The sequence below is a fragment of the Spirilliplanes yamanashiensis genome, from assembly GCF_016863475.1.
In the GTDB taxonomy this organism is placed as follows: domain Bacteria; phylum Actinomycetota; class Actinomycetes; order Mycobacteriales; family Micromonosporaceae; genus Spirilliplanes; species Spirilliplanes yamanashiensis.
The window spans coordinates 65,374-77,995 of the sequence record NZ_BOOY01000031.1; the positions used below are offsets into that span (position 1 = coordinate 65,374).

Below are 12,622 nucleotides of genomic sequence, written 5' to 3' on the forward strand. Positions count from 1 at the left end.
CTTCCAAGGGTTACTTGCAGGATGCAGCAGTTCTGCTCTCAGAGGTATTGTGCACCGGTGCGCGACCGTCCGCCGAGGCCCGGCCTCCTGCTCGTCCTGCTGGGCTCGCTGACCGCGATCGGCCCGCTGTCCATCGACATGTACCTGCCCGCGTTCCCCGACATCGCCGCGGAGTTCGGCGCCTCCGCCAGCCAGGTGCAGCTGTCGCTCACCGCCTGCCTCGTCGGCCTGGCCGCCGGGCAGATCCTCACCGGGCCGCTCAGCGACCGGTACGGCCGGCGGGTGCCCGTCCTCGTCGGCGTCACCGCGTACGCGCTCGCCTCGCTCGCCTGCGCCGCCGCGCCCACCGCCCCGCTGTTCGCCGGCGCCCGGCTGCTGCAGGGCATGGCCGGCGGCGTCGGCATCGTGGTGGCCCGGGCGGTGGTGCGCGACCTGTACGCGGGCGTCGAGGGCGCGAAGTACTTCTCCCGGCTCACCCTCGTCTTCGGCGTCGCCCCGATCGCCGCGCCCAGCCTCGGCGCGGCCGTCCTGCGGTTCACCGGCTGGCACGGGGTGTTCGTCGCGCTCGCCGTCATCGCCGCCCTGCTCGCCGCGCTGGCAGCCTGGCAGCTGCCCGAGACGCTGCCCGCGCACCGGCGCAGCGACGGTGGCCTGCGCGACGTCGCCCGCACCGCCCGCGAGCTGGTCACCGACCGGGCCTTCGCCGGGTACGCCCTGGCGCAGGCGTTCGCGTTCGCCGGGCTGTTCGCCTACATCGGCGGCTCGCCGTTCGCCCTGCAGGACGGGTTCGGGCTGTCCGGCACCGCGTACGGGGTGCTGTTCGGCGTGAACGCCCTCGGCCTCATCGCCCTGTCGCAGGCCAACGGCCGGCTGCTCGACCGGTGGCCGCCGCGCGCCCTGCTCGTGGCGACCCTGGTGGCCGGGTGCGCGGCGGCCGCGGCGGTGCTGGGCGCGGCGCTGGCCGGGGTGCTGGCGCTGCTCGCCGTGGCGATGTTCGCGTTCGTGTCGACCGTCGGCATGGTGGCCCCCAACGGCACCGCCCTGGCCCTGGACCGGCACGGCCGCCGGGCGGGCACCGCGGCGGCGCTGCTCGGCGGCGTGCAGTCGGCGATCGGCGCGGCCGTCGCGCCGCTGGTGGGCGCGTTCGGCGACCCCGCGACCGGGGTGCCGATGGCGGCCGTCATCCTGGCGTGCGCCGCCGCGGCGCTGCTGTCGGTGCTGGTGCTGGCCCGCGAGCGCGAGCCCGTGCCGGCCTGACACCCGCTCAGCGGGTGGCGGCCGCCGCCAGCAGGGCGTTGCGCATGGCCGCCTCCGGCGCCGGTGCGACGCCGGTGAACTGCTCGAACTGGCCCAGCGCCTGCGCCAGCAGCAGGTCGAGGCCCGACGCCACCCGGGCGCCCGCGGCCGCAGCCGCGGCGGCGAGCGGGGTCGGCCACGGGTCGTAGATGGCGTCGAACAGCACCGCGCCGCGCCGCCACGGCACGGCCGCGGCCAGCGGGTCGGCGGCGCCCTTCGGGACGGTGGCCACGGCCACGTCGGCGGCGGCCAGCGCGGCCGGGGCGTCCGCCCAGGCCGCGGTGAGCAGCCGGACGCCGAGCGCCGCGCCCACCCCGGCCAGCTCCGCCGCCGCCTCCGGGCGGCGCGCGACGACCGTCACGGCGGGCGCGCCGAGCGCGGCGGCCGCGGCGACGGCGGCCCGGGCCGTGCCGCCCGCGCCGAGCACCGCCACGGCGGGCGCGTCGCCCACCCCGGCGTCGCGCAGCACCCGCACCATGCCCGCCACGTCGGTGTTGTCGGCGTGCCACGCGCCGTCCGGGCGCCGGACGAGCGTGTTCGCCGCGCCCACGGCGGTCGCCACGGCGGACGCGCTCGCGGCGAGCGACAGCGCGACCTCCTTCAGCGGCATCGTCACCGACAGGCCCGCCCACTCCGGCCCGAGGCCCGCCACCAGGGCGGGCAGCTCGGACTCGGCGCACTCGACCGCCTCGTACGACCAGTCGAACAGCCCGGCCGCGGCGAACCCGGCGCTGTGGATCACGGGCGACAGCGAGTGCCCGATGGGCTTGCCGAGGACGGCGGCCCGGTGCGCCACCGTCACAGGATGCCGTTCTTGCGCGCCAGCGCCTTGTTCTTCTCGTGCTCGGCGTCCGTCGCGGCGAAGGCCGAGTGGCCCTCCTTGTCGATCGCCACGAAGAACAGCCACGGCCCGGCCGGCGGCTTCAGCGCGCCCTCGAGCGCCTGCTTGCCCGGGTTGTTGATCGGCGTGGGGGGCAGGCCCTCCTTGCCGTGCAGCCGGTACGGGTTCTTCGGGTCGTACAGCTCGGCGCGCGTCATGTCCTTCGACGCCTTCTTCGGCTTGCCGTTGAGCTGGTAGTAGTAGTTGATCCCGACGTCGAACTCCAGGCAGTTGCACGGGAAGTTGCCGCTGTAGATGCGGTTGTAGGCCACCCGCGCGACCTTGCCGAGGTCCTCGGCGTTGCCCGCCTCCGCCTGGGCCAGCGACGCCACGGTCAGCACCTCGTACGGGGTGATCTTGCGGACCTTCTGCGACTGGTCCGCGAACTGCATCTCGCCGGTCACCGTGAGGAACCGGCCCACCATCAGCCGCAGGTGGTCGACGGCGGTGGCGTTCGGGTCGAACTCGTAGGTGTCCGGGAACAGGAAGCCCTCGATCGACTTGGTGACCTTCTGGCCGTCGTCGCGGGTGAACCACCAGTCCGGGATGCCCAGCGCCTCCGGGTCCTTCGCGGCGGCCCGGTACTCCTCCACGGGCCGGCCCGTCTTCTCCGAGACCTTCTGGTAGATCTCGAACGACGTCAGGCCCTCCTGGATCGTCACGCCGCTGGTGATCCGGCTCGCCCGGTCCAGCATCGCCACGACGACGTCCTTGGCCCGCATCTGCGTGCGCAGCTTGTACGAGCCCTCCTGGATGTTCTGGCCCTGGGGGTGCTCGGCGGCGGCCTCGACGAACGCGGCGGCGCTCTTGACGACGTCGGCCTCCACCAGCGTGTTGCCGATGTCGGTGATCGTGTCGCCCTTCTTCACCTGCACCGTGACCTCGGTGCTGCCCGGCCCGTCGTAGTCGGCGGCGGTGAAGAAGCCCTTGACCTTGTCGTAGCCGTACCAGACCCCGCCGGCGAGCGCGCCGAGCAGCAGGAAGACCAGCACGAAGGCGATCGCGGACTTGCCGCCGCCGCCCCCGCCCTTCTTGCGCCGGTGCCGCGAGGGGCCCTTCTCGCCCTGGTCCTCGAATGCGAGGTCAAGCTCGTCGATCATCGCTACTGCCTCCGCTGTGCGTTCAGCCAGCTCTGCAGGATCTCCACCGCGGCCGCCTGGTCGACGACCGCTCGCTGCTTGCGTCCCCGCACGCCGCGCTCGGCCAGCCTACGGGTGGCCACCACGGTCGACATCCGCTCGTCGGAGAGGACGACGGGCACCGCCACGGCCCGGGCCAGCGTATCCGCCCACGCACGCGCGTCGATGGCGGCGGGCCCCTCGGCGCCGGTGAGGCGCACCGGGAGCCCGACCACCACGCCGACCGCCTCGTTGTCCGTCACGAGGCGGGCGATCTCGGCGATGTCGGCAGGCACGGCATCAGCGTCCGTGGTCAGGTCGCGGGGCACAGTCACGAGCGGGGTGGCCAGGATTCCGTCGGGGTCGCTCACAGCAACCCCGACGCGCACCTTACCCACGTCGACGCCCAGTCGTCTCCCCCTCGGGGATCCCGTCACGGACAGCTACCTCTCGCCTACAGCCGGATCAGCGGGTCTCGTCGACCGCCTTCTCGACCGCCGCCAGCAGCGCCGGCGCCTGCCCGGCGGGCACGCCGCCGCCCTGCGCCAGGTCCGCGTTGCCGCCGCCCCGGCCCGACAGGGCGCCCTTGACCAGGTCGGCCGCCGACACGCCGCGGCCCTTCGCCGCCGCGTTCACGGACACCACCAGCGACGCCTTGCCACCCGCGCGGGCCGCCACCGCCACGACCGCCGGCCGCGCCGCGTCGATCTTGCCGCGGATCTCCTGCGCCAGCGTGCGCACGTCGTTGCCGCCGGCGCCCTCGGGCGCCTCCGTGCCCACGTACGCGATGCCGTGCAGGTCCTTGGCCTGCGCCGCGAGCGTCGCCGCGCCGCCCAGCACCATCTGCGCCCGGAGCTTCTCCAGCTCCTTCTCCGCGTCGCGCAGCGCCGTCACGGTCTGCTCGACCCGGTCCGCGACCTGGTCGCCCGGCACCCGGAACAGCTCCGCCAGCCGGCTCACCAGCAGGTGCTCCTTCGCCAGGAAGCCGAACGCGTCGATGCCGACCAGCGCCTCGACCCGGCGCACGCCCGAGCCGACCGAGCCCTCCGACAGGATCTTCACCAGGCCCAGCTGCCCCGACCGGGCGACGTGGGTGCCGCCGCACAGCTCGCGGGCGTAGTCGCCGACCTCGACGACCCGCACCTCGTCGCCGTACTTCTCGCCGAACAGCGCCATCGCCCCGATGCGCCGCGCCTCCTCCTGCGAGGTGATGAACGCGGTCACCTCCAGGTCGCGCAGCAGCACCTCGTTGACCTGCTGCTCCACGTCGTGCAGCACGCTCGGCGCCACCGCGCCCGGGGTGTTGAAGTCGAACCGCAGCCGGCCCGGCGCGTTCAGCGAACCCGCCTGGGTCGCCGCGTCGCCGAGGAAGTTGCGCATCGTCTGGTGGATCAGGTGCGTCGCCGTGTGCGACCGCGAGATCGCCCGGCGGCGGTTCACGTCGATCTCCGCGAAACCCGCCTCACCCGAGCGCACCTCGCCGCGCAGCACCCGCGCCTTGTGCACGATCAGGCCCGGCAGCGGCTGCTGCACGTCGAGCACCTCGACCTGGCCGCCGCCCACGTTGATGACGCCCCAGTCGGCCTGCTGGCCGCCGCCCTCCGCGTAGAACGGGGTCGTGTCCAGCACCAGCTCGATCAGGTCGCCCTCGCCCGCCGCGGGCACGTTGACGCCGCCCGTGGTCAGCAGCGCGCGCACCGTCGACTCGCGCGACACCTCCGCGTAGCCGGTGAACTGCACCGCGCCGCCGTCGTCCAGCACTGCCCGGTACGCCGACAGGTCGACGTGACCCGTCTTGCGCGCCTGCGCGTCCGCCTTCGCCCGGGTGCGCTGCTCCGCCATCAGCCGGCGGAAACCGTCCTGGTCGACCTGGAGGCCCTGCTCCGCCGCGATCTCCAGCGTCAGGTCGATCGGGAAGCCGTACGTGTCGTGCAGCTGGAACGCCTTGTCCGCCGCCAGGCTCGGCCCGCCCGCCCGCTTCGTGTCCGCGATCGCGGTGTCCAGGATCGTCGTGCCCGCGCGCAGCGTGCCGAGGAACTGGTCCTCCTCCGCGTACGCGTACGTCGAGATGCGGTCGAAGTCGGTCGCCAGCTCCGGGTACGACGGCGCCATGCAGTCGCGCGCGATCGGCAGCAGCTCCGGCAGCGCCCGGTCCTGCCAGCCCAGCAGCCGCATCGCCCGGATCGCCCGGCGCATGATGCGGCGCAGCACGTACCCGCGGCCCTCGTTCGACGGCGTCACGCCGTCGCCGATCAGCATCAGCGACGTGCGCACGTGGTCGGCGATGACGCGCAGCCGCACGTCGTCCGGGTGCGACTGGTTCGCCGCGTGCCCCGACTGGGTGCCGTACGACTTGCCGGTCAGCTCCGCCGCCCGCGCCAGGATCGGGCGCACCTCGTCGATCTCGTACAGGTTGTCGACGCCCTGCAGGATCGAGGCGATGCGCTCCAGCCCCATGCCGGTGTCGATGTTCTTGTTCGGCAGGTCGCCGACGATGCGGAAGTCCTCCTTGGACCGCACGTCCGCGATCTCGTGCTGCATGAAGACCAGGTTCCAGAACTCCAGGTACCGGTCCTCGTCGACCTCCGGGCCGCCCTCCGGGCCGTACGCCGGGCCGCGGTCGTAGTACAGCTCCGAGCACGGGCCCGCCGGCCCCGGGATGCCCATCGACCAGAAGTTGTCCTTCTTGCCGCGGCGCACGATGCGCTCGGCCGGCAGGCCCGTCTGCCGCCAGATGTCGATGGCCTCGTCGTCGTCCAGGTAGACCGTCGCCCAGATCTTCTCCGGGTCCAGGCCGAAACCGCCCTGCTCCACCGGCTTCGTGCTCAGCTCCCACGCCAGCGGGATCGCGCCCGCCTTGAAGTAGTCGCCGAACGAGAAGTTGCCGTTCATCTGGAAGAACGTGCCGTGCCGGCTCGTCTTGCCGACCTCGTCGATGTCCGGGGTGCGGATGCACTTCTGCACGCTCGCCGCCGTGCGCCACGGCGGGGTCCGCTGACCCAGGAAGTACGGCACGAACTGCACCATGCCGGCGTTGATGAACAGCAGGTTCGGGTCGTCGATGGCCGGCAGCGGGGCGCTCGGCACGACCGCGTGCCCGTTCGCCTCGAAGTGCGCCAGGAAGCGCCGCTTGATCTCCGCCGTCTTCATCGCTTGCCGTCTCCCGGTTCATCGCGCCGGTGCGAGCCCACCCGGCGCTCCTCCACGTCGTCGTCGCGCAGGTCGGCGAACTCGTCTTCGTACAGCACGCCCTCGGCGAAGGCGGCGTGGATCTCCTGCTCGCGCTCCGCCATGCCCGCGCGGACGTCGTCCACGAAGCTACGCATCGACTCGACGAGCCCGCCAGCCGATTCCGACAGCGACGAGGCGATGCCCGTCGGGGTGAACTGCTGCGCGGCGCGGTTCATCTTGCGCACCACCACGACACCGACGGCCAGGCCGATGCCCAGCCAGAGCAGACGCTTCACGGTTCGGTCCTCCCCGGCCTCAGCGGCCCGCGCGACGGGACTTGCGCTGCGACTTCAGCGCGGCGCGCACCTCGCGCTCCTCCTCGGCGTGCCGGCGGGCGCCGGCCGCCTTGCGCAGCCCGTAGCCGAACGACGCCACCTTGACCAGCGGGTTCGCCGCCGCCGCCGACACGACCGTCGCCAGGTTCGCGACGTTCGCCGTCACGTTCTGGGCGTGCGACGTCATCGTGTCGATCTTCGCGAGCTGCACGTTCACCCCGTCCAGCGACACCTGGACCTGGCCCAGCGCCGTGTTGACGTTGTCCACCGTGGTCGTCACGTTCGACAGCAGCGGCGCGGCCTGCGCGTTCACGTCGTTGATCGCCCGGGTGGCGGCATCGACCGTGTGCCGCAGCCGCAGGATCGGCACGGCCAGCACGAGCACCAGCATGAGGAACGCCCCGGCCGCCACCAGCGCAGCGATCTCCCCGGCACTAACGTCCACGACTTACTCCCCCTCCAGCGGCCTGCGGCAGGCCGACCACCCGGGCGGCATCCCCGCCCCCGGCACCGTGCAGACCCTACCGTCAGTGACCGCGCGCCGCGTCACGACGGGGCGGGTGTCGGCGTCCCCAACGGATCGTCCGTGATGACCGGGTCGGGCGTCTCGCCCACCAGATCCGGGTCCGGCGTCACCTCCGGGCGCCCGCGCTCGTCCGAGATCGCGTTGCGCACCTTGATCGACACCAGCGACCCGGCGCACGCCGCGGCCGGCGTCGCCGGGGCGGCACCCACCTCGCCCGGCTCGGCCGTCACCGCACCCGGCTCGGCCTCCGGCTCGCACGCCGGCGCCCGCACCCACAGGTCGAGCGTGAACTCGTCGCGCCGCCAGCAGGACGCGTCGCCCTCGGTGCCCGGCGGCACGCAGTCCGCCACGTCCCAGCGCCGCCAGCCCGCGTCCGCCAGCGCCCGCTCGTACTCCCCGGCGGTCGGCTGCACGTCCTGACCCGACCGGGCCGTCCGCTCCCGGAACCGGCACTCCGAGAAGCACCACAGGCTGCCGCTGCTGTTGTCCTCGACCCCGGCGGACGCCCACCCGGGCACGCTCAGCTCGTCGAGCGCGGCGAACACCGGGTCCCGCGTCGCCGACCGGATCAGGAAGAACATCGGCAACGCCGCCAGCAGCACCAGCGTCACCGCCAGCAGGGTGACCATCCGCAACCGGCGCTGCTCGCGCATCGTGCGCCGCAGCTCCGCCCGCATCCCGGTGGCCGGCTCGTCGGGCGCGGACCCGTCCGGGGCCGGCGACACCGGCCGCGCGGGCGCCTCGACCGGGGCCACCACGGCGGCTCCCCGCCCGGCGGCACCGGCGGCCACCGAACCGACCACCGTCCCCGGCGGGGCGACAGCCTCCGGCGGGCGCACGGCGGCGCGCGCGGCGCCCTTGGCGGGCGCCTCGTCGGGCGCGCGCACCGCGGCCCGGGCGGCGGTCCCGGCCTCGAACGCCGACGGCGGCCGCACGGCCGCCCGCGCCACCGGCGCCTCGTCGGGCCGGGGCCCCTGCTGAGCCGGCGGCACGGCGACGCGGCCGGAGGTCTGGGCGGTGGCGCGGCCGGGGGTCACCCGGGCGGCGCCGGCCATCGGGGGCGGGACCGCCGCTGCCGCCACCGCGCCGGCGGCGCCGGCGGCGCGGGCGGCGCCGGGGGCTGGGCGGCGGCCGTGCGGGTCGTTCTGGGCCGGGGGGTTCGAGGCCTGGGCGGCGGCGCGGTTGCGGGGGTCGCGCGGGTGGTCGGGGTCGTGGGGGTCGCGCTGATCGCGCAGGTCCCGCACGTCGCCTTGCGGGCCCCGTGGGTCATGCGGGTCGTGGGGGTCGCGGCGACCGCGCGGATCGCGTGGGTCGTCGTGAGGGTCGCGCTGGCCATATGAGTCGCGCGGGTCGTCGCCGGGGTCGAAGCCCGGGTTCCGGCCCTGGTCCTGCAGGCGGGCGCCCGGCTGGCCGGGTCGGATCGTGCCGGACCGCTCGCCGGGGTGGTGGGTCATGCCATCGGGGCTGCCGCCCGGCACTCCGCCCGGCACCCCTGCAGGGCCGCTTCCGGGCATGCCGCCGGGGACGCCACCCGGCACGCCGCCGGGAGGCACGGGGGTTGCTCGGCCGGGGACCGCCGCCTGGCCCGGGATCGCCGCCTGCCCGGGACGGGCAGCACCGGGGTGCAGGGCGCCGGGACGGCCCGAATCGTGCGGGCCCGCCGGGCCCGGGTGACCGGGCTGACCCGCGGTGCCAGGGCGACCGGGCTGGCCGACGCCCGGCTGGCCCGGGTGGCCCGGAGCGCCGGGGTGGCCTGTGGCGCCGGGGTGGCCCGGGTGCGGGGCCGGGGCCTGGACGCGGGCCTGGACGGGGCGCTGGTCCGGTCGCTGGGCGGGGGCCATCGCGCCGGCCCGGCCGGGGACGACCGGGGCGCGGGCGCCCTGCGGGCCCGGCACGACCGGGACCTCGGTGATCGCGGTGACCTGTTCGACGGGGTCGGCGACGCCGTGCCGGGCCACCGGCGCCGGGCCGGCCGGGACGCCGAAGGCGCCCGGGCTGACCGGGCCGCTCGGGCCGATGCTGTAGGAGCCGGGGCTGACGGGTCCGGCGGGGGTGCCGTAGCCGGCGGGCGGCGCGGCGGCGCGGCCCGGGCCGGCCGGGGGCCGGGGCGACGGGCGGGGGCCGGTCTGGTCGCCCGGGGGCGTGGCGCGGGCGCCGGGGCGCGGCACGGGGCCGGTGCCGGCGTCGCCGGGGGCGCGGCCGGGCGCGGCGGCGCGGGCCGCCGGTGGTTCGGGGGCGTTGCCGCTGCGCGGCACGGCGACCTCGGGGCCGGCGTGGCGGCCGGGCGGCTCGGGGGCGTTGCCGCTGCGCGGCACGACCACGTCGCCGCCGAACCGGCCGCCCGCGGGCGGAGCGGACCGCGGCGCGACCGACGGGTACTCCCCCGACGCGTGCCGGGGCCCGGTCCGCTCGGGGCGGGGCGCGGCGGCGCCGGGGTCGATCCGGCCGGACGCGTGGCCGGGCTCGGCCCGCCCGGGGACCTGACCGGGGTCGAGCCGGCGCGAGCCGTGGCCGGGCCCCTGGCCCGGCCCCTGGCCGGGGGTCACTCGGCCGGGCATCTGGCCGGGGTCGATCCGGCCCGACATCTGGCCGGGGTCGATGCGGCCCGAGGCGTGGCCCGGGTCGATGCGGCCGGAGGCGTGGCCCGGGTCGATGCGGCCGGGCAGCTGGCCCGGGTCGATGCGGCCGGGCAGCTGGCCCGGGTCGATGCGGCCCGAGGCGTGCCCCGGGTCGTGGCGGCCCGGGGCCGGCGGGTAGCCGGGGTCGGCCGGGAAGCGGTCGGCGGCCGGGGGGCGGGGGTCGTCGGCGGTGCCGTGGCGGGGGCGCGGCGGGACCGGCGAGACCGGCGCGGCCGGGCCGGCGGGCATGCCCGACACCGGGCGGGGGGCGCCGGAGACCGGGCGGGGGGCGCCCGACGTGGGGGCGACCGGCGGCGCGACGATCGGGGCGCCGCCGGGGCCCGCGGTGGGCGGTGGCGCCTGGTGCGGGGGCTGGTGCGGGGGCTGGTGCGGGGCCGGCCGGCGGGTGGCGCCCGGGTCGGCGGGCGGTGCGGCGCCGCGCGACGGGCCGGTGCCGCGGGGCGGCCCGGCGGCGCGCGGCGGCTCGGCCGCGTGGGAACCGGCGAGACCGCCGTGCGGGGCACCGGGGCCACCGCGCGGCGGGGAGTCGGGTGCGCCGCGCGGTGGGGCGTCGGCGGGCTGGTCGTCGTCGGCGCGGGGGGCCCGGCTGTAGGCGGACGGGACGGCGGCGGCGCCGCCCGGGCCGAGGGCGGTGGTGTCCTCCTTGGCCGAGCGCAGGTCGTCGAGCCAGCCGGTCTCCTCGCCGCTGACCTCCTCCGCGGGCGGCGGCTCCGGCTTGGCGCGCCCGAACAGGCGCCGGCTGCGGCCGGCCTGATCCTGCCGGTCGTCGTCGGGCCGTTCGGGTCCGCGGGCTCTCACAGGTCGTCCTTCCCGGCGGGTGCGCCGCCGACTTCGCCGGCGGGCGTCGTTGCCCGGGCGCGGCCGTTCGCCGTGCGGCGTCCTGCCGACTGACGACGATTGCCGACCGCCGGCGTGCCCGCAACCCGCCCGGTCCCGTCCGGGACCGCCGGGGCGGGTGTGTCGTCGCCAGTCTCGACGGTGCCCGCAACCCCGGGCCCGGGCGCTTCCCCAGCCGTGGCAGGGGCTTCGGCCGCAGCGGGGCCGCCGGCCGGGACGGGCTCGGGCACGTCGGCGGCGGCCGGCGTGGTCTCGGTCACGACGGAGCCGGTAGCGGCGGCGGAAGCAGCAGGCTCAACCCCGTCCGGCGCGGCGACAGAGGCATCAGGCCCGGAAGCGGGCGACGCGGGGGGCCCGAAAGCGGGCGCGGCGGCGGGCGCGGGCGCAGCGGCTGCCGGAGGTGCGGCGGGGGCCGGGAGGCCGCGGACGATGCGGCGCAGGCGGGGCAGGCGGTCGGCGACCGCGCGTTCCGCGCCGTGGGCCGTCGGGGTGTAGTAGTCGACGCCGACGAGGTCGTCCGGTGCGTACTGCTGGGTGGCGACGCCCAGCGGTTCGTCGTGCGGGTAGCGGTAGCCGCGGCCGTGGCCGAGGCCCTTGGAGCCGGCGTAGTGGGCGTCGCGCAGGGCCGGGGGCACCGCGCCGCCGACGCCCTTGCGGACATCGGCCAGGGCGGCGCCGATGGCGGTGGTGACGGCGTTGCTCTTGGGGGCGGTGGCGCAGTGGACGACGGCGTGCGCCAGGTTGAGGCCGGCCTCGGGCAGGCCGATGAGCTGCACGGCCTGGGCGGCGGCGGTGGCGACGAGCAGGGCCTGCGGGTCGGCCATGCCGACGTCCTCGCTGGCGAAGATGACGATGCGGCGGGCGATGAACCGGGGGTCCTCGCCGGCGACGAGCATCCGGGCCAGCCAGTGCAGGGCGGCGTCGGGGTCGCTGCCGCGCATGCTCTTGATGAACGCGCTGGTGACGTCGTAGTGGGCGTCGCCGTCGCGGTCGTAGCGGACGGCGGCGACGTCGACGGCGCGTTCGGCGGTGGCCAGGTCGATCTCGGTGGCGCCGGCGGCCTGGGCGGAGCCTGCGGCCGCCTCGAGCGCGGTGAGGGCCTTGCGGACGTCGCCGCTCGCGAGGCGTACCAGGTGGTCCTCGGCCTCGGCGGTGAGGGTGACCTCGCCGGCGAGGCCGCGTTCGTCGGCGACGGCGCGCCGGACGAGGTCGCGGACGGCGGCGTCGTCGAGGGGTTGCAAGGTGAGCAGCACGCACCGGGACAGCAGCGGCGAGATGACCGAGAAGTACGGGTTCTCGGTGGTGGCGGCGAGCAGGGTGACGGTGCGGTCCTCGACGGCGGCGAGCAGCGAGTCCTGCTGCGTCTTGGAGAAGCGGTGCACCTCGTCGATGAACAGGACGGTGGGCGAGCCGCCGGTGCGGCGCCGGCGGCGGGCCTCGTCGATGACGGCGCGGACGTCCTTGACGCCGGCGGTGAGCGCGGACAGCGCGACGAACACGCGGTCGGTGGCGCCGGCGACGAGGTGCGCGATGGTGGTCTTGCCGCTGCCGGGCGGGCCCCACAGGATGACGGACAGCGGGCTGGCGCCGGTGACGAGCTGGCGCAGCGGGGCGCCGGGGGCGAGCAGGTGGGCCTGGCCGACGAGCTCGTCGAGGGTGCGCGGACGCATGCGCACGGGCAGCGGCGAGTCGGCCCGGACCGCGGTGAAGGCGGTGCCGGACGGGTGAGCCACGGGCGGTGCCGCTGCGGCGGGCTCGGCCAGGGGGAAGAGGCCGTCGACGTCCATCGGCACGAAGAGTACCGGCCCCGCCTCGGCGGC

Annotated in this window: 9 protein-coding genes; 1 reads left to right on the top strand and 8 read right to left on the bottom strand. The window is 76.6% G+C overall.

The window, feature by feature from the left end:
* Nucleotides 1-21: 21 nt before the first annotated feature.
* Nucleotides 22-1,257: a multidrug effflux MFS transporter gene (locus tag Sya03_RS22200; RefSeq protein ID WP_203940303.1), complete on the top strand. Its 1,236-nt coding sequence runs from the start codon at nt 22-24 to the stop codon at nt 1,255-1,257.
* 7 nt (nt 1,258-1,264) lie between these two features.
* On the opposite strand, the gene Sya03_RS22205 is transcribed toward Sya03_RS22200, so the two are convergent.
* From Sya03_RS22205 to Sya03_RS22240, 8 genes are all read right to left on the bottom strand, one after another.
* The gene (locus Sya03_RS22205) at nt 1,265-2,092 is read right to left on the bottom strand and encodes a shikimate dehydrogenase (protein ID WP_239107758.1); all 828 of its coding nucleotides are present in this window, start codon (nt 2,090-2,092) and stop codon (nt 1,265-1,267) included.
* Nucleotides 2,093-2,094: 2 nt separating this feature from the next.
* Entirely contained in the window at nt 2,095-3,276 is a 1,182-nt protein-coding gene (mltG, locus tag Sya03_RS22210; protein WP_203940305.1) for an endolytic transglycosylase MltG, read from the bottom strand.
* A 2-nt stretch (nt 3,277-3,278) separates the two neighbouring features.
* The gene (gene ruvX / locus Sya03_RS22215) at nt 3,279-3,731 is read right to left on the bottom strand and encodes a Holliday junction resolvase RuvX (RefSeq protein WP_203940306.1); all 453 of its coding nucleotides are present in this window, start codon (nt 3,729-3,731) and stop codon (nt 3,279-3,281) included.
* A gap of 28 nt (nt 3,732-3,759) precedes the next feature.
* A complete protein-coding gene (alaS, locus tag Sya03_RS22220) occupies nt 3,760-6,444 on the bottom strand; it encodes an alanine--tRNA ligase (protein ID WP_203940307.1) in 2,685 nt (894 codons plus the stop codon).
* Nucleotides 6,441-6,761, bottom strand: a complete 321-nt coding sequence (locus Sya03_RS22225) for a DUF6167 family protein (protein WP_239107759.1) — start codon at nt 6,759-6,761, stop codon at nt 6,441-6,443. The genes alaS and Sya03_RS22225 overlap by 4 nt, the downstream gene beginning before the upstream one ends.
* 19 nt (nt 6,762-6,780) lie before the next feature.
* On the bottom strand, nt 6,781-7,245 hold the full coding sequence (locus Sya03_RS22230) for a DUF948 domain-containing protein (protein ID WP_275411469.1): 465 nt from the start codon (nt 7,243-7,245) through the stop codon (nt 6,781-6,783).
* A gap of 101 nt (nt 7,246-7,346) precedes the next feature.
* Nucleotides 7,347-10,763 (bottom strand): hypothetical protein, encoded by a 3,417-nt coding sequence (locus tag Sya03_RS31175; RefSeq protein ID WP_239107760.1) that lies wholly within the window; start codon nt 10,761-10,763, stop codon nt 7,347-7,349.
* Nucleotides 10,760-12,589 (bottom strand): replication-associated recombination protein A, encoded by a 1,830-nt coding sequence (locus Sya03_RS22240; RefSeq protein WP_239107761.1) that lies wholly within the window; start codon nt 12,587-12,589, stop codon nt 10,760-10,762. Before Sya03_RS22240 ends, Sya03_RS31175 begins: the two co-directional genes overlap by 4 nt.
* Between the last annotated feature and the right edge of the window lie 33 nt (nt 12,590-12,622).

Coding starts and splice junctions, on each gene's coding strand:
- Sya03_RS22200 (WP_203940303.1), top strand. CDS start 22: ATGCAGCAGTTCTGCTCTCAGAGGTATTGTGCACCGGTGCGCGACCGT.
- mltG (WP_203940305.1), bottom strand. CDS start 3,276: ATGATCGACGAGCTTGACCTCGCATTCGAGGACCAGGGCGAGAAGGGC.
- alaS (WP_203940307.1), bottom strand. CDS start 6,444: ATGAAGACGGCGGAGATCAAGCGGCGCTTCCTGGCGCACTTCGAGGCG.
- Sya03_RS22240 (WP_239107761.1), bottom strand. CDS start 12,589: ATGGACGTCGACGGCCTCTTCCCCCTGGCCGAGCCCGCCGCAGCGGCA.